The following is a 17,031-nucleotide window of genomic DNA, read 5'->3' as shown; positions in this document are numbered from 1 at the left end:
GGGATGGCGCGTCCGGACGGTCCGCAGGCCGCAGGGCGTGACGAGGGCACCCCGCACAGCGGGGCGCGGAGGCAGCCGGACGCCGGGATTGTTAAGGGGCGGGCGTCCGCCCCTTGACGCGTCCGCCCGCGCGGGCAACCTGAAACTCCCGCTCGCCTGGCGGGCGAAACCTTCTCAGCGTGCCACCGCTGCTATCCGAAACCTGCTTAGCGCCAGCCCGATGTAAAACGAAGCCCTTGCACCGCGCCCCAGCGTAATATTCCTCCGCCACCAGCGGCCTGTACTGCCAGACCCGGCAGAAAACCCACCGGCGACGGTGTACCAGAGGCGTCCGCCCGCTACACAACCAACCCCACCTGTTTTGAGCTGCGACAGCCCTCTTACCCCACCAGCATCAGCTCACGCTCTTCACTCAGCGGCTTATTGAGCAGGGACAGCAGAATATTTTTAACGGCCTGCGCGGAAGGCGACAGCGGCAACCGCGCCGAGATGTTCAGCGAAAGCGGCAGACTCAGTGACGGACTGTTGATGCGCGACATCCAGGCATCGGCTGAACCCACCAGCGCACGGGCGGCAGATTCGGGTAATACCGTCACGCCCATTCCGCTTGAAATCGCGGCGGTCAGTGTAGAGATCGACTCGATCTCGCCGATGATACGCGCACTCAGGCGGCGCAGTGAAAATGCCTCATCGACCCGCTTACGCACCGCGCTGTAGTCACGCGGTAAAAACAGACTCATCTGCGCGACATCAGACAGGTCAACGCTGGCGCCCGGATAGTCGATCGCCCCCACCAGATAGAGATCCTCTTTCATCAGCGGCATGCTGTTGATCCCTGCTGTCGGCGCGCGATCGTACAGCACCGCCATATCCAGCTGACCGTTCATCACTTTCTCATTCAGTACGCTGCCGCTGTTTTCATGCAGATAGACCAGCACGTCAGGAAACTGATCGCGAACCGTCTGCAGCAGCGGCATGGTCAGCGATGATGCCGCTGTACCCGGAGCCAGGCCAATCGACACTTGACCACTTAACACCTGACCGGCGTTAATGACCGCCGTCTGCGCCTGCTCGCACTGACGCAAAATCGTCCGCGCATGACCATAAAGAATCTTGCCTGCCTCAGTCGGCGTCACGCCACGCTTGGTCCGAATCAGCAACTGCTGATCCAGCTCACTCTCCAGCGTCGCTACCTGCTGACTGAGTGCAGGCTGGGCGATATGCAGCACTTCTGCTGCCTGGGTCAGACTGCCGATATCGACGATTTTCACAAAGTATTTCAGTCGTCTTAAATTCATCTTGCCTCCATCAATCACCCCGAATAGCGAAAAGGTCTTAGCCCTTCGCCCTGATAGCAGAGATTTTGCAAGATGCAGGCCAGGTTTAATGGGTATCGGGCGCGCAGTGTGAGGATATTTTCTAACGGCAGGAAAAATAAGCGTTTCTGATTACCCCGAATGGGTTAATAAGGATCGTCGATAGTGCGTCGTTTCGGGGACGGCATCTGTCCGCACTGCGACAGTGCAGACGCTGCGAACCAGACGTGCAGAAAAACGATGACGAAAAGAGTCACGTTCAGTGCCGTGTAAAGCTTACACCGCTGCCAGGCCCGTCGGGCCAGCGAAGTGGGATAAAAAGGGGGAAAACGGTGTAATCGCTATCAGCGCAATTTCTTATGCGTGGCGTATACAGATGAGGGCAAAGGCTGCCCTCTCCAGGATGCTGAAGAGGGCAGCGCCTGCCGGTTAGCGTTTTTTGCGGTTACGGCGCATATCAATAGAGACTGCCGCCACAATGATGATGCCTTTAATGATGTCCTGAATGTAGGCATCGACGCCGACGAAGGTAAATCCGCTTTTAATCAGTCCGAGAATAACGGCGCCGATTAACGTGCCGGTAATCCGTCCCACGCCACCCATCAGGCTGCTGCCGCCGATAACGGCTGCGGCAATAGCGTCCAGCTCGTAGGACATCCCCATGCTGGACTGACCGCTGCTGACGCGCGCCGCCAGCACCACACCCGCCAGGCCAGAGAGCGCGCCAGCAATGGTGTAGACGATAATCAGATACTTATTAACGTTGATGCCGGAGACCTTCGCCGAGGTCATATTGCCGCCGATAGCGTAGACATATTTGCCGTAGCGGGTATGTTTCAACGCGATGTGGAACAGCAGTGCCACCACAAGGAAAATGACCACCGGCATGGCACCCTGTCCGATTGAGGTAAAGCCATCGGACAGGAAGCTGATTGGATTGCCCTGCGTGTAATACTGCGCCAGACCACGTGCCGACACCATCATACCCAGCGTGGCGATAAAAGGCGGGATACCGGTACGGGTGATTAATACCCCGTTAACCACACCGGCCAGTAGCCCGACGCCGATACCCGCCGCAATAGGAATCACCGCGGGCATATTGACCAGCGAGGGATACATCGGCGAGAGGCTGTCAGAGGTCTGCGCCAGGCTTGCAGCCACTACCGCCGCCAGTGCGATAACGGAACCCGAGGAGAGATCGATCCCGGTGGTGATAATGACCTGGGTCACACCGACGGCGATGATACCGATAATCGCCACCTGCAGCACAATCAGGATCAGACGGTTGGTGTTGAGCAGGAAAGACTGGTCACGCACGTACCAGCCAAACATCTCAAAAATCAGCGCAATCCCGACCATCACGACAAAAATGCCGGTATCTTTCGGCAATTTATGGCGCAGGCTGGCAAAAAAAGAGGGTTGCTGCGGGGCTGCCGGAGTGGCAGTAGCTTTCATATTGCTCATAGTGGTCTCGCGCCTCATTCGGATGCCAACGACAGAATGGTTTCCTGATCGGCGTCTTCTTTATCGAGGATGCCGGTTATACGCCCGCCGTGCATTACCATCACCCGGTCACTCATGCCCAGAATTTCCGGCAGTTCAGAGGAGACCATGATGATTGCGACGCCACGGTTGGCCAGTTCACTGATTAAGCGGTAGATTTCTGCTTTTGCACCAACGTCGATGCCGCGCGTTGGTTCGTCCAGAATCAGGATCTTCGGCTGTGCCAGCAGCCAGCGGGCAATCAGCACCTTCTGCTGATTACCGCCACTGAGGTTGTTGATGATCTGATCCATGGTCGGGGTTTTGATGTTGAGACGGCGAATCTGATCCATACAGTCCTGCGCCATCTTCACATGACTGACAAAGCCACTCTTGCCGCTGTATTCGGGCATGTTGACGATGCTCATGTTTTCCATCACCGACAGCACCAGAAACAGTCCGGATTTTTTACGATCTTCGGTGAGAAACGCCATGCCCTTTTCAATAGCGGTAGAGGGTGAGTCGATGGTGACCGGCACGCCATCAATTAAGATCTCGCCGCTATCGAAGCTCTCCATGCCAAACAGGCTCTCCATCACCTCGCTGCGTCCCGCACCCACCAGCCCGGCGACGCCGAGGATTTCTCCCCGCCGTACGCTGAAACTGACGTCGGTAAAGCGATCGCGACAGCTGAGGTTGCGCACCGTCAGCACCTCATCGCCGATAGCACTGTTGAACTTCGGAAACAACTGGGTCAGTTCACGTCCTACCATCTGGGTGATCAGTGACTGGCGGGTATATTTCGCCGTCTGGTCGCTGGCAATCCAGCTGCCGTCACGGAAGATGCTGACCTCATCGGTGATGGTGAAAATCTCATCCATTTTGTGACTGATATAGATGATTGCTTTGCCCTGCTCGCGCAGGTCACGAATGATGGTAAACAGGTGCGCCACTTCGGTTTCCGTCAGCGCGGAGGTTGGCTCATCCATGATGACAATGTCTGAGTCCCACGAAACCGCTTTGGCTATTTCAACCATCTGCTGCGACGCAATGCTCAGTTCCCCGACCATCCGCTCGGCTTTGAGCCGGATGTTAAGGCGGTTCAGCAGTTCCTGCGTCACCTGGTTCAGGCGGACGTGGTCGACGAAGCCAAACTTCATCGGTTCGCGGCCCAGCCAGATATTCTCAGCGACGGTCATGTAAGGCACCAGGTTGAGCTCCTGGTGAATCATTGAAATGCCGGAACGCAACGCGTCCATGGTGTCCTGAAACTGCACCGGCTCCCCTTTAATTTTGATGGTGCCCTTATCGGGACGATACATCCCGATAAGGCACTTCATTAAAGTGGATTTGCCCGCGCCATTTTCGCCCATCAAGGCATGTACTGTGCCCGGACGCACCCGCAACGACACGTTGTCGAGTGCTTTAACGCCGGGGAAGAACTTGCTGATGCCTTCGGCTTCAAGCGCAAACGCGTTCATTTATCACCTCCGTACAGCTGGGTCGGGAACGATTATTTCAGGTTACGATTAGTAAACTGTTCCATGTTCTCTTTGGTAATCAGCTGGTAAGGGATGTTGATCACTTTCTGAACCTGCTCACCTTTCACCAGTTTGATGGCCGTCTGTACGGCACCTTCACCCTGCCCTTTCGCGTCCTGGAAAACCGTCGCGACCATCTTGCCCTGCTTCAGCATCTGGAGTGCATCAGGCGTTCCATCTACCCCGGCGATCAGGATTTTATCCGGGTTTTTGCCCAGCGCCTGCAGCGCACCAATCGCCATTTCATCGTTGTTCGAGGCGATAGCGTTGATCTGGTCGCCCGCCGTTAACCAGTTGCTCACGACATCCACTGCGTCGTTGCGGGTGAATTTAGCGGTCTGTTTCTGAACGATTTTGATACCCGGGAATTTCGCTGCGACCTGCTCTACGCCTTTGGTACGGTCACGGGTTGCTTCATTCGCCAGATCGCCCATCAGGATGGCAACGTTACCCTTTCCGTTCATCGCCTTGGCCAGCGCTTCCATCTGCAGGCGTCCGGCCAGTTCAGAATCGGAGCCGACGTAAGCCATTTTGCCGGTCAGTTCCGCCTGAGGACGGCGGTTCACAAAGACCAGCGGGATGCCCGCCTTGCTTGCCTGATCCATAATTGGTTTCACCGCGTTGGTGTCGACCGGGTTGACGATGAGGGCATCAACACCCTGACCGATAAAGTTCTGTACCTGCTGCAGCTGCTGTGAAACGTCACCTTTCGCATCTTCAACCTGCCCTTTGACGTTATCTTTCTGCATCTCTTTTTGCATCGAGTTGCGCAGGATGGTCAGGAAGTTGTCGTCAAACAGCGCCATTGAGACACCCACTGAGATATCTTTTGCCATTGCTGCGGCAGGTAACATGCAGGCTAACAGTGAGGCGACAATCGTTTTTTTGATGTTCATAGATACCCTTCTTATTTGTTAACTTGCTCAGCCGCGCTTTGAGAATGAAAAATATCTTTTACATTCACCCAGTCTGACTGGCGTCTGTTTCGGGAAACTGGAGGTAAGACTTCGGGTTCAGACTATTTTTGTGATCGACAGCTCCTTTTCACAATCACTTGATCTACAGAGAGTTACTTTCAAAATGCCGTTTCAGTTCCGGCCGATAGTGACGACCGTGATGATAAGCAGTTTATTTGTTCCATATATATCCGTTTTGAAATTTTTATCATAAAAGCACTGAAATGGTTGTTTTAACATCGGCAAACCACAAAACTTTGACATGCCTCTAACATCTGCGGAGAAATGCCTGCAAAGTGAGATCCTGTTGGCAGTTTGAAAAGCCAGCAGATTCGGGAAAAAATCACCAATCCGCTGCTTTTACGAGCATCTGAACGCAATTCAGTAAACAGGGCTTTGACAAGCGGGATCGGTGCCGTTAATATTCGCCCCGTTCAAGCGATTCCTCTGTAGTTCAGTCGGTAGAACGGCGGACTGTTAATCCGTATGTCACTGGTTCGAGTCCAGTCAGAGGAGCCAGAATTAGAAAAGCCCGCTCAGGGAAACCTGAGCGGGCTTTTTGCTGTTGCAGATTGGAAGCCGGTGAGATGCTGTCAGCGTAGTGAGGCATCGTTGCCTGAGTTTTCCTTTACGCCCTGACGTCGTTATCTGATGTCCAGGGCTGCCACCAGGCCGGAGCCTGGCAGCAACCTTCGTTATTCTGCTTTCGTACGTTATTGATCAATTTTTTGTGAGCCCGTCAGGGCAACTGATTACCGATGCAAACGCAGCATGCTTGAAACGGATGAGAGTGCTGAAATCAGGCAGGCCACGCCAAAAACATACATGGCAAATTGCGCTTCCGCCCCATCGGTCAGTCCGTTTGACAAGGCGATAACCATTGCAACAAGGGCAGCACCGATTGATTGTCCAGCGGTCCTGGCTGTCGATAAAAGCCCTGACGCCGTTACGGTCCGGTTCGTGGCAACGTTTGAGAACATCTCCTTGTTGTTCGGCGGCAGAAAGAGTCCATAACCTATTCCGCAGACTGCGACACGCCAGACAATATCCCCCATTGTTGCCGCCGCAGGTAGCATTGCCAGTAACCCTAAACCCAGACTGAAAATCACGACGCCGATCGTCGAAATCTGGGTAGGATTTAACCTGTTTGATAGCCGCCCTGCCATCGGTGCACAGATGGCGACAGCAATCGGCCAGGGCGTGAAGATGAATGCCGATTCAAGTACAGAGTAATGCCAGGTATGCTGCAGAACAAAAGGCAGACCAACCAGCGCCATTCCCTGAGCAATAAACATTGAAAAGGATGAAATCACCGCGAAGGAGTAACGCTTTGAATGAAAAATATCCAGCGGCAAGAGTGGATGTTCTGAGCGCCTCTGCCTGATGATAAAAATAGTCATCAGAATAGCGGAAGCAGCAGCGCACAGGATAAGTGTGGAATGGTCCCAGCGTCCGATTTGATCGACAGCAATAACCAGAAGTCCCAGGGCTGCCGCTGACATGACTGCGCCCCCCCAGTCAAAGCCGCTTTCGCGCTCATCATCGGAGCCAAGTGAAATCAGCGCGAGAACGGTTGCCAGTGCGCCCAGAGGGATGTTGATATAAAACAGCCACGGCCAGTCGAGCCATGAGATGATCAGGCCACCCAGTGCAGGACCAATAGCCGTACCCACGGCAAACGCCAGCGCATTGAGTCCCAGAATTGTGCCTAAGGTGTTCGCCGGAAAAATAACCCGGTAAAGACCTAATCCTACGCTAATCATCACGGCATAACTTACCCCCTGAAGTATACGCATAGCCACCAGCATGCCGAACGTTGAAGAGAGGCTGCAACCCAGTGATGCCAGCGTAAAAAGCACCATTCCCAGCGTATAGAAGCGTCGCTCTCCTATCCGCGATCCCAGCGATGCGCAGATCAACATGGTCGCCGCGCTAGCCACCTGATAGCCGTTGGTTACCCAGATGACTGAGGCTGAATCGACATGTAAAGCCTCAGCAATAGAGGGCAAGGAGATGTTTACAATGGAACCGTCCAGCGCTGCCATAATAACGCCTATCAGAATGGCTGCGGCTGCCAGATAGCGCCTTGGTGTTTCAAAACCTTGTTCTAATGTATTACTGCTAACCAACGACATATCCCGGATATCCTTAATTAAGTGGGGTTTACGCGCAGAGCGTGACCGTTTCAGCAACCGTGCCTTCCAGATAAGCCAGCAGCCCAAGCATCAATACTTCTTCAGGGCTGGCTACGACGGGAGTACGTGGCATATTCCAGGTCTGTTTACTGCCGTTGATACGTATGCTTCTCAGAAAACAGTAGGTGGTGAGCACATAAAACCGGTTACGCATGCTCTCTCCCATCAGTGGCAACAGGCCTGAAATGCTGCCCAGTTCCGGAATTTCACTGAGAATATTTGCGTAGTCAGGCCTGGCCAGTACAAACATCAGCGCATCCGCCATCGGTACGACTTTAACGGCATCTTTTACTTCTGCCGCCAACTCATGCCAGAAAGAAAAGGCAAATCGGGAGAAGCCAAAAAGCGGATCCAGGCCACGAACTGAAAAATCCGGATCGATAAAACGCGTTTCAGCACACTCTTCGTTATAAAGCACATTGCCAAAATGGAAATTGAAATGGGCGTTGTCCGCCGATCTGAACACTTCTGTCTGCGCCATTTTCAGGGCTTTTTCATAAACATCTCGCGCGGTAGTGGTAAAGCTCGCGCCATTCAGCAGCACGGGTTTATCAAACAGCGCATGCGCAAAGCGTGTCCCTTCCCACTCTTCCCGCAATCTGTCGGCCATGCCCTTGACCATCACTGACGAGGTTTCTGATTCCAGACTAATGGCCTCCTGTATCTTCTCCAGCGCGTTTCTCACGATCATCCGGCGCCCGGCCAGTGAGCGCTGCTCATCAAACACAATTCCTGATAACGGCAGGGAGTCCATTTTCTCGAGAATATAGAACTGCCGTCCCGCAGCCAGTCCGTCATGAAGGACAGGCACCATAAGTTGCGGATAAATAGCGTGTAATACGCGAATCTGTTCGACTTCGGCTTTTATTTTTCCATTAAACTGTTCGGATCTGGCTGTCTTCACGACAAAACCTGAACTCAGAAAATCAACGGTGTGGGAGCGGGTCATTTTTCAATCCCCTGAAAAGTGGCAACGGGCAGGCCGGACGCAATACGCCGTGCCACGGCACGGACGACGGCGCTATAGCCAACAGTGTTATTAACAAATGACTGGATAATGATTTCACTCAGATTCTGGCTAGCCAGATGGGGGGGTCTGAGAATCAGCAGATGGTTCTGATCGCTCAGGACGGTTGAACAACGGCGTTCATAGGCATAGGCTCTGCTACCCAATGGTGAACGCGAAGCTTTCACCACATGCGGATGGGTACTGTTAACCTTTTCTATCGCAGCCTCAATGAGACTACTGGTTAACGCGCCACCATCCCTGACGATAAAGCGATTGATCTGATAACCGGGAGCATGTACCGGTGCGCGTAATGAAACCGTATTTACCAGAGGTGCCCAGGGCATCACCTTATCCTGACTCATCGCGATTTGAGAAAAACTCGGGCGCAGGTTGTCCCGGGCATCCTGCTGACGCCCCTCAAATGATCGGGTGCCAAGCACACCGTTTGGCGTATCCGGATGCACAATATCGGTTTCGACTGACAGAATATGTGAAGCATTGCAATGAAGGGTTCTGAGCGCCTCAATGAGCACACGCAGTGAGGCATGCATCCCATTAGTCTGACAGGAACCCAGACAATACATGCCCGAACGGACTACCTTACGATCGATGGAGCCAATCTCGTCACGCGTCAAATCTTCCAGACAGCCATAGATGCTCGGCAACGCATTAGCTTCAGCCACACCCAGCACGACATCGGCAATTTCCTGCATATTACGGGCAACAGGGCTCTCCTTATCCATATCGAGCTTACTCGTTGCAATAAAACCAATATCGAAACGGCCTGCCTGCGTAGGTATTGTCTTTGCAAGATCACCAAAGTAAAAAGTGACCTCGCGTTCCTGAATACGAAGTGTTTCATCATTGATAACAGTGACGCTGGACTGGATGCCCGGACAGGCCATGGCAAGACGGGCCACAATGCCATCAATAGGACGCAAATCAGGATAATGTTTGTCCAGCGACGGCGGATTTGTCACCACGGTCTGAATAACAAATCCATCCTTCTCAGGATCATTCTGGATTAGAAGGTTCGCGCCAATTTCTGCACCGCAGCCTGCCAGTATTGCTTTTTTCATCTTTAACTCCGAGCGTGATAATTCATTGAAAGGTTTTCAGGTACTAATCAGTTCCAGGAGAACAGTTTCAAAAAATCGGTGACGGTCATGGCATCCAGCTTCGATTCAGACGTCAGGATCCCAGCCAGCACGGCAGAACGATCACGTAATGGGCTGCCTGAAAGATTCAGATGGAATTTAGTCAGTAGCGCATCGAAACACTCTTCACGCCGGCGAACATGACCCAGCGGATATTCAATGGTTTCGGAGAACTCTTCATCTCTGCCGTAACATTTCAGGAAGAGAGAGTTAGGAATGGCGCGCTTTTCAGGATCGTAATAACTTTCAGTAAATGAGGGGCGTTCAGCACAGGTAATTTTTAAGCGCAATGCTTCCAGGTCTGTATCAGAGGCGAGAGGATCATGGAAGTCGTTAATCGTCAGGTTGCCGGTTTGCAGTCCTACTGCAACCATATATTGCAGGCAGTGATCGCGATCCGCAGAATTCTTCATCGGCCCGGATTTATCAATAATCTGCATGGCCGGACGCGTTGTTTCCACGCGTACATACTCAATGCTTTCCGGGGAGAAACCTTCCGCAAGAATTCGTGCACGCAGGTTGATCGCCGCCTCTACTGCCGTCTGCGCGTGGTATTCAGCAGGATTAGGCACTTTAAACAGAATATTTTTGATCACAAAATCGGACAAGCTGCGTGACAGATTGAGAGGTTTACCTCTTAATACCGCCTCGTTGAATCCCCAGCGACTGGCCGTCAGCGCAGTGGGATACCCCATTTCTCCCGTCTGAGCAAATAGCGCCAGTTGCAGACCACGCGCTGTTGCGTCTCCTGCAGCCCAGGATTTACGCGTTCCCGCATTGGGCGCATGGCGGTATGTCCTCAACGCATGTCCATCAATAACAGCATTTGATAGCGCACTGAGTGCCTGATCTTTTGACAAGCCCATGAGCTGTGCTGAAGCGATAGCCGAAGCCATTTTAACCAGTACCACATGGTCAATACCCAGCGCATTAAAGCAGTTTGACAGGCATAACACGCCATGAACTTCATAGGTACGAATCATCGTATTCAGTACCGTGGTCATATTCATCGCTGATGACTGACTGTCCATGAGGCTTTGCCAGGCGGCGGCGGTCAGAATTGCCCCCAGGCTGTCAGAAGGATGTCCCCACTCCTGCGCCAGCCAGGTATCGTTGAATTCCAGCCAGCGGATCATTGAACCGATATGAAAAGCAGCCTCAACGGGCCCCAGCTTTAACGCTGTACCCGCAACAGGCACACCGTTATCGTTCTGACTGAACTGAGCACCCTGCATCAGCCTCATGCAGTCACTATCCGTCGAGGCTGCGATTGCACAACCTATTGAATCAAGCAGGCAATAACGTGCCAGACGTAATGTTTCATTATCGAACGATGTCTGCTCATATACGTAATCAACCAGTTGTACCAATACTTCATCGTACCCGGCATGCGCCATGATTCACCCCATAATTGAATAAGAATTTTCCATAAAGCGACAATAGTGATTCACTACATAAGAAAGTAATTTACAAAAATTGACAATCAATTGATTTATATAGAAATAGTTGATTTCGCTTATTCAAAGCGTAAATGTCGGGATGTTAAAAAACCAGCGAATAAAACCGGGGTACTCATCGAAAATATTGATGACAGGTAAAACCGCAAAGAAATAAGGGCCGTTTTTCGGCCTGGTAGTGCAGATTAAATAGAAAGCAAAAAAGCACAATATATCGAATAAGTTTTATAGCCAGGATTAATGCCTGTTAAATTGAATATTTAATTGCTGTCATCATGGATTGCTTTATCTTCTGTCTGGTCAACCTCTGCCAGCCAGCCTTGTAAAAGGAGTGACAAATTTGTTAAAGAAGAATATAAATAATTGCTGTAATGATAGACCACTTTTACGCATGAGGTTTTAAATGAAGATAAGTGAGCTTCTTGCATTCGTGACAGTCGTGGAGACAGGGAACATAACCCAGGCAGCCGAACGTCTTAATCGTGTGCAATCGAGTATTTCCCACCGAATCAGGAGCCTGGAAGATAATCTTGATGTCACGTTATTAGACCGAAAAGCCGATGGGTGCTCACTTACCGCACAGGGACAGATACTTTATGACTATGCGCGAAAGATATTAAACCTGGCAGATGATTGTAAAAACAATCTTCACTGCTCGAAAAGCAAGCAGATAAATATACGTATCGGTATCATTGAGTGCCTGCCGCCCTATATTGTCAGTGCATTGATTGACCTGGGCCATGACCTTGGCTGGAATATTGACATTTCGGTCGGAAATACCATCAGTCTGCTGAATGCCTTTGACCATAAAGAGTTTGATGCTGTTATCATTGGTGCCGGGTTTTCGAATGCACACCATACAGCTTCCACGTTGCTGACAAGCGAACTGGTTATTATTACTGAAAAAGATTATCCCGACATCAAAGACCTCTCTTGTCTGGACGGGGAAGTTTTCTTACTGAGTAGTAAAAAATGCGCAACGACTACGCGAAATTATAATCAGCTGTTCAACGAGGCCCGGATTACGCCCAAACGCGTGGTGGAATGCGGATCCTATCCGGTACTGTTCTCAAGCATCGCCGCAGGTAAAGGTGTTTCAATGGTATTACGTTGCTCAATCAGCAGTGAAATACAGAATAAAATTAAAATTCATGAGCTCGACGGACAGTTTAGTAACTTTAAAATAGAGCTGGTTTACCGCACAGATTCAATGCAGGTTGAGGGGACTAAATTCAAAGGGATTATGAATTCAGTGTTTCAGGATCCACGCCTGAATGCTCCCGGTTACTGACGCTTACTGCCTTATATCCTGTACATCCTTATCACAAGTGCCTTAACAGAGAGCGGGAGAACACACGTCCAACGTTCGCCCCCTCTCCTGACAGCCTGATTTCTAATCTGCTAAGACTCCCGGAACAACAGGCTTAACTGCCTGATGCTTCTCACACGGTTTCTGGCAGAATAACTAACTTCTTCGTTCTGCACTTCTCAAGAATCCACTTCATCACGGGAACCTCAAAATATTTGTACAAAAATCCAGCGCATGATACTGAAAGAATCAGTGCTACTGCGATAAGCGCCACACCCTGAAAAAGGTCAAACTTTTTACCTGCCGTGAGATTCAGGAAGTAGAAAAGCACAAGGAAATGAACCATGTAAAACGAATAGGAGATTTCCCCTAACCATACTGACATTGTTGAGTTCAATGGGGTATTGCGGTTTTTAAGATCATCGCCTGCCATCGAGATGATCAGAAGGCAAACAGGTATAATGAAAACCACGCTCATGCTGAACTGATAAGGCACAAACATAGACCCAATGTAAGTGACTAAAAGCAACGTCATTGATGCTGTTTTGGTAAGGATTAATGCCCGACCGTTAATCAGCAACCGGGCAGCAAACATCCCGGCAACAAACTCAAATATACGTGATGGTGGAAAAATATAGGACGCCCAGAAGTGACGCTGAGAAATGGGAAAAGCTCCCATTAAATGATTAGGTTCAACCCAATAGTAGATACCTGTTTGTACCAGCAGGGAAGCTAAAGTAACGATAATTAAACCCTGCAAATCATATTTTTCAGGTATCGCTTTCATTGCCCTGAAAAGAAATGGGAAGGAAAGATAAAACATGGCTTCTATGCATAAAGACCAGCTCGGTCGGTTCCCAACAAAAAAATAATGTACATCATCGATCCATGTATTCAGTAAAAAAAGATTCGAAAACCAGAGCTTATACTGAGACAAACTTACCGCACCAAGGATGAATGCCATAATCCAGGTCAGGCAATGTGTAGGATAAATCTTTGCGAAACGCCGCAGATAAAAATCGCCAGCAGTATCCTGTTTTTTTGCTGACCAGACCATTATAAAGCCGCTAAGAATAAAGAAATATGACACGCCAAGCCACCCTGCTTTCCCTACAATTACAGTGAATCCATGCTGAATAAGGGGATCTGAAAAAGGTGCAAGATCACCTGGCAGGGAGGAATGAAACAAAAAAACCAGTAATGCCGCCCAGAAGCGACTGCCGGTAAGAGAGGGAAGTTTGGGTAGCCAGCCTGCGCTTTCTTTAAGCATTGCGCGTTCTCCTGATAACTTCCCTTTATCAGGATCAAGATCGATAATTGTTTCTTTATTTACTTCAGCGTTCATAGCTTCTCCCTAAAATATAAACAGATACCAGTCATTTTGACAGATAGCAGCGTGACAGGGTTAATAACCCAGGCAACGTGAAATGATAAAGCCCGGCCGAAATGCTGCAACTGACCATCACGTTGCCCTGATAAAAATAACGTTTATTGAAGCAAACTAATCTGACACATTAATCTATTCTTTATGCACAATGCGATATCCCGGCTCGTGCTTTTCGATATAACCAAAAGCCTGTTCGCCGAAATGCATCCCCCCGACAAGCACTTTATCTGAACTCACTGCCTCAAGCATTCGTGTCCGTGTCTCAGCCGCCATCTGCGGATCATAGTCAAATGCTATCGCCACTTCTGGCCTGCTGAGCTGAATATGAGGGAAATGAACAATATCCCCCCATATCACCAGACTGTTATGCTCGCCTTCAATCCGGTAGCCTGTATGGCCCGGGGTGTGCCCTTTTAAAGGAATGGCAAAAATACCAGGAAACACCTCGCCACTGTCGATTAAACGAATTTTTTTCTGATACTTTTTGAATGTGCTTCGTGCTAACAGAAAATTTCCTTTTATGCGATCGCTGACAGCGGCGAAATTTTCATCACTCTCAAGATAATTGTATTCATCGCTGCTTATAATTAATTCCGCACAGTTAAACAGAGCTTCATCTTCACTATTTAACAGTCCACCAATATGGTCAGGGTGAGCATGCGTCAGAAGAACTGCATCAATATCCTCAGGCTCAATATTTAACCTGGCAAGATTGGCTATTAATCCGCCGCCCCAGCCTTTTACTCCACCCGCACCACTATCGATAAGAATATTTTTTCCATTGCAACGCACTAAAAATGTATTGATGTGAACAGCATTCGGCTCACTGATTTCTGCATCGCGCTGTATCTTTTCACACTCCTTTTCATCAACATTTGAGAGCAGGTTGAAACCGACTTCAAGGTATCCATCGCTGAGTGCTGTCACACTGACATTGCCAAGATCTCTCACAGGAAAACTGGCGTTCATAAATTGCTCCTTAGTTCTTTCCATAAATATTACTCGCGTCAAAAGAAAAACAGCGGATTCGTGCTGAAACCCCTGTGATTTCCTTGATTAGCACATCAACCTGATGCATGAATTCTTCCATCAGATCGGCCGTTCTGAACACTTCCTGCCTCAGCCTGGCTTCAAAATAAATGGGCGTGCCAAAGCCTATCTCGGCGGTGAGATAGCTGATATGAATATTGTCGTGTTTGGCCTTAAGTATCTTTTGTGCAAGATCCGCTAAGATCGTTGAAAACTTTTCACAGGCTTCACAATCAAACCGATAATTTTCTGAGGTATATAGAGTGATACTGGGCATCCTGAGACATCTCTCCGCAATAATATTAACTTTCTGAAACTCGCCAGTCTGATCTGAATGGCGCTAATCGTAAGCGTTTTATTGTTTGCGGGTTTAGTACCCTCCCCGTCTCATGCAATCCGCCGTGAAGCTGGTCTATCAGATCCATCCCCCCTGTCACTTTGCCAAAAACTGTAAAGTTCTGGTCTAAATATCTGGCCCTGCTCGTAGTAATAAAAAACTGGTGGGTCGCACTGTGTGGATGGCGTGATCTGGCCATACCGACCGTACCCCGTTCAAACGGCAGCGAGCTGAACTCAGCAACCAGAGGGGGTAGCTGTCGCGGATTGATTCGCGTCATATTCAATGGATCACCGGTCTGAGCCATAAAATCCTTTATGACTCTCGCAAACGGCATACCATCGTAAAATCTGGCCTGCACCAATGCCCTGATACGCCCGACATGGGCTGGGGCCAGATCGGAAAATAAGCGAATACTGACTATTCCGCTTTCCATTTCCATTTCAAGGAGATCGCTCTCCTGCATGACTTTCTGAGACAGAGCCGGGAGTATGATTGCGCCTGCGCACAGCCCCAGTCCTCCGCCAATAAACATTCGACGATTCATCTGCTTTTCCCGATTCTGAATCAGGCCTTTAGCCCGTAATGCCCGATGCAGTGGTTCACTTTTGCATTTATCCTGCAAGTTAAGTGACTGCTTACCGGGTTACTGTTTTTTATCCACTCCTATAAAAGAGATAATCTCATTGGTCAGCGCCTCAGGCTGTTCGAAATTAGGCAAATGCGCCGCCCCCTCAAGATTATGCAATTGTGCTTTTCTTTTTCTGGCAAGCCGTTGTGCGTAATCCGGTGGCGTAAGCTGGTCCTCGCTTCCCCTCACCACCACCGCTCTGATATCCGGGATGTTCATATTGGTTAAGTCCGTATCAGCAATCGCATACGAGCAACCCGCAAAAGCTTCGACTGTCGTCCGCCGTAGCATCTGCTTCATTCCGTCAGCATAGGGCGAATCCAGGAACTTCGGTGTCACCCACTTACTTAAAATGCCCATTTCAAGGTGCTCGATACCGTGCTGGAAGACATCTTCTGCCCGGGCTCGCCAGAGTGCTGGCGGCGCAGCATTAACCAATGCGGTATCCACAATAATCATGCCCAGCACTCTTTTCGGGATTCTGTAACCTAACCACTGCGCTATGGTTCCCCCGATTGAGACGCCGGCAACATAGAATGTGTCAATGTGGAGGTAGTCCAGCGCGGCTATGACATCATCGGCTAAATCTGACATTGAAAACTTAATGGCGTCGATGGCACTTAAACCGTGACCACGGATATCCAGGCGAATAACCCGATAGCGTTCAATCAGACGTGGCATCTGCAAATCCCAGAGGTGCAAATCTGTTCCCAACGAGTGAAGAAGCACCAATACTGGCGCATTTTCTTTTCCCTGCACATCAACATGCTGGGTCAACTTAAGCGGTCGAATAAACATCTGATTAATACGCCCTTATTTTTGCGTTGTGTGGCAGTGATAATCCGTCAACCAGAAAATGAAAAAAAAGAAAGTTCACTTTCCGGCGAAAGGTTATCAACGCTCTTTCAGGAGAGGCACTTCTTTAAACAGTTATCCGGTTCCGGAAAATAACTTTGCTGCTCTTTTCAAATCACTCCAGCTGGCGCTATCATTAATAAAACACTTAACGCTCTGCCTCTAGCGAATAATTTCGATGCAGCTATCGATTTTATCAATGTGACGTTTATTGCGTAGCGATTTAAGGCGCGCATTATGCGCTGATGCTCTGATTGTTATCTCAGTGCGTGACTGTTCATGAATGAAACTATCTGCAGGCAGATCAGATGGCGTGTATAAGAAAAATATAACCAGATTTTCTTAAAAGAGAAATGACGTTACTTATTTT

The 17,031-nt window shown here is 49.8% G+C and carries 14 protein-coding genes and 1 tRNA gene; 2 read left to right on the top strand and 13 right to left on the bottom strand.

Annotation, left to right across the window (positions count from 1 at the left end; all coding sequences use genetic code 11):
• Positions 1 to 380 precede the first annotated feature (380 nt).
• From nac to RT657_RS09910, 4 genes are all read right to left on the bottom strand, one after another.
• Positions 381 to 1,298 (bottom strand): nitrogen assimilation transcriptional regulator NAC, encoded by a 918-nt coding sequence (gene nac / locus RT657_RS09925; protein ID WP_313654153.1) that lies wholly within the window; start codon positions 1,296 to 1,298, stop codon positions 381 to 383.
• Between the two features lie 447 nt (positions 1,299 to 1,745).
• On the bottom strand, positions 1,746 to 2,771 hold the full coding sequence (locus RT657_RS09920) for an ABC transporter permease (protein WP_313654176.1): 1,026 nt from the start codon (positions 2,769 to 2,771) through the stop codon (positions 1,746 to 1,748).
• 23 nt (positions 2,772 to 2,794) lie between these two features.
• Entirely contained in the window at positions 2,795 to 4,279 is a 1,485-nt protein-coding gene (locus RT657_RS09915) for a sugar ABC transporter ATP-binding protein (RefSeq protein ID WP_313654151.1), read from the bottom strand.
• A 32-nt stretch (positions 4,280 to 4,311) separates the two neighbouring features.
• Positions 4,312 to 5,235, bottom strand: coding sequence for a sugar ABC transporter substrate-binding protein (locus RT657_RS09910; RefSeq protein ID WP_313654149.1), 924 nt, complete (start codon positions 5,233 to 5,235; stop codon positions 4,312 to 4,314).
• 503 nt (positions 5,236 to 5,738) lie between these two features.
• Here RT657_RS09910 and RT657_RS09905 point away from each other — a divergent pair.
• A tRNA-Asn gene (locus RT657_RS09905) sits at positions 5,739 to 5,814 on the top strand.
• 233 nt (positions 5,815 to 6,047) lie between these two features.
• Here RT657_RS09905 and RT657_RS09900 read toward each other — a convergent pair.
• Genes RT657_RS09900 through prpD form a run of 4 tightly spaced genes read right to left on the bottom strand, consistent with a single transcriptional unit; the run spans position 6,048 to position 11,053 of the window.
• A complete protein-coding gene (locus RT657_RS09900; RefSeq protein ID WP_313654147.1) occupies positions 6,048 to 7,430 on the bottom strand; it encodes an MFS transporter in 1,383 nt (460 codons plus the stop codon).
• 28 nt (positions 7,431 to 7,458) lie between these two features.
• Positions 7,459 to 8,439, bottom strand: a complete 981-nt coding sequence (locus RT657_RS09895) for a hypothetical protein (RefSeq protein ID WP_313654146.1) — start codon at positions 8,437 to 8,439, stop codon at positions 7,459 to 7,461.
• Entirely contained in the window at positions 8,436 to 9,578 is a 1,143-nt protein-coding gene (locus RT657_RS09890) for a hypothetical protein (RefSeq protein ID WP_313654145.1), read from the bottom strand. The genes RT657_RS09895 and RT657_RS09890 overlap by 4 nt, the downstream gene beginning before the upstream one ends.
• A 47-nt stretch (positions 9,579 to 9,625) precedes the next feature.
• Entirely contained in the window at positions 9,626 to 11,053 is a 1,428-nt protein-coding gene (gene prpD, locus RT657_RS09885; protein ID WP_313654143.1) for a 2-methylcitrate dehydratase, read from the bottom strand.
• Positions 11,054 to 11,516: 463 nt separating this feature from the next.
• On the opposite strand from prpD, the gene RT657_RS09880 reads away from it, so the two are divergent.
• The gene (locus RT657_RS09880; protein WP_313654141.1) at positions 11,517 to 12,404 is read left to right on the top strand and encodes a LysR family transcriptional regulator; all 888 of its coding nucleotides are present in this window, start codon (positions 11,517 to 11,519) and stop codon (positions 12,402 to 12,404) included.
• A gap of 151 nt (positions 12,405 to 12,555) precedes the next feature.
• On the opposite strand, the gene RT657_RS09875 is transcribed toward RT657_RS09880, so the two are convergent.
• From RT657_RS09875 to RT657_RS09855, 5 genes are all read right to left on the bottom strand, one after another.
• Positions 12,556 to 13,767: an acyltransferase gene (locus RT657_RS09875; RefSeq protein ID WP_313654139.1), complete on the bottom strand. Its 1,212-nt coding sequence runs from the start codon at positions 13,765 to 13,767 to the stop codon at positions 12,556 to 12,558.
• A 174-nt stretch (positions 13,768 to 13,941) separates the two neighbouring features.
• On the bottom strand, positions 13,942 to 14,778 hold the full coding sequence (locus RT657_RS09870; protein WP_313654137.1) for an MBL fold metallo-hydrolase: 837 nt from the start codon (positions 14,776 to 14,778) through the stop codon (positions 13,942 to 13,944).
• A gap of 10 nt (positions 14,779 to 14,788) precedes the next feature.
• Positions 14,789 to 15,115: a hypothetical protein gene (locus RT657_RS09865; protein ID WP_313654135.1), complete on the bottom strand. Its 327-nt coding sequence runs from the start codon at positions 15,113 to 15,115 to the stop codon at positions 14,789 to 14,791.
• Positions 15,116 to 15,140: 25 nt separating this feature from the next.
• Positions 15,141 to 15,722, bottom strand: coding sequence for a peptidylprolyl isomerase (locus RT657_RS09860; RefSeq protein WP_313654134.1), 582 nt, complete (start codon positions 15,720 to 15,722; stop codon positions 15,141 to 15,143).
• Between the two features lie 99 nt (positions 15,723 to 15,821).
• Complete coding sequence (locus tag RT657_RS09855) at positions 15,822 to 16,604, bottom strand: alpha/beta fold hydrolase (protein WP_313654133.1); 783 nt, start codon at positions 16,602 to 16,604, stop codon at positions 15,822 to 15,824.
• Positions 16,605 to 17,031 lie beyond the last annotated feature (427 nt).

Origin of the sequence: Pantoea sp. (assembly GCF_032114055.1) — a bacterium.
Lineage (GTDB): Bacteria > Pseudomonadota > Gammaproteobacteria > Enterobacterales > Enterobacteriaceae > Pantoea.
Note: the sequence above shows the minus strand (reverse complement) of the source record. Positions and strands in the feature narration are given on the sequence as shown.

Coding starts and splice junctions, on each gene's coding strand:
- nac (WP_313654153.1), bottom strand. CDS start 1,298: ATGAATTTAAGACGACTGAAATACTTTGTGAAAATCGTCGATATCGGC.
- RT657_RS09920 (WP_313654176.1), bottom strand. CDS start 2,771: ATGAAAGCTACTGCCACTCCGGCAGCCCCGCAGCAACCCTCTTTTTTT.
- RT657_RS09915 (WP_313654151.1), bottom strand. CDS start 4,279: ATGAACGCGTTTGCGCTTGAAGCCGAAGGCATCAGCAAGTTCTTCCCC.
- RT657_RS09910 (WP_313654149.1), bottom strand. CDS start 5,235: ATGAACATCAAAAAAACGATTGTCGCCTCACTGTTAGCCTGCATGTTA.
- RT657_RS09900 (WP_313654147.1), bottom strand. CDS start 7,430: ATGTCGTTGGTTAGCAGTAATACATTAGAACAAGGTTTTGAAACACCA.
- RT657_RS09895 (WP_313654146.1), bottom strand. CDS start 8,439: ATGACCCGCTCCCACACCGTTGATTTTCTGAGTTCAGGTTTTGTCGTG.
- RT657_RS09890 (WP_313654145.1), bottom strand. CDS start 9,578: ATGAAAAAAGCAATACTGGCAGGCTGCGGTGCAGAAATTGGCGCGAAC.
- prpD (WP_313654143.1), bottom strand. CDS start 11,053: ATGGCGCATGCCGGGTACGATGAAGTATTGGTACAACTGGTTGATTAC.
- RT657_RS09880 (WP_313654141.1), top strand. CDS start 11,517: ATGAAGATAAGTGAGCTTCTTGCATTCGTGACAGTCGTGGAGACAGGG.
- RT657_RS09875 (WP_313654139.1), bottom strand. CDS start 13,767: ATGAACGCTGAAGTAAATAAAGAAACAATTATCGATCTTGATCCTGAT.
- RT657_RS09870 (WP_313654137.1), bottom strand. CDS start 14,778: ATGAACGCCAGTTTTCCTGTGAGAGATCTTGGCAATGTCAGTGTGACA.
- RT657_RS09865 (WP_313654135.1), bottom strand. CDS start 15,115: ATGCCCAGTATCACTCTATATACCTCAGAAAATTATCGGTTTGATTGT.
- RT657_RS09860 (WP_313654134.1), bottom strand. CDS start 15,722: ATGAATCGTCGAATGTTTATTGGCGGAGGACTGGGGCTGTGCGCAGGC.
- RT657_RS09855 (WP_313654133.1), bottom strand. CDS start 16,604: ATGTTTATTCGACCGCTTAAGTTGACCCAGCATGTTGATGTGCAGGGA.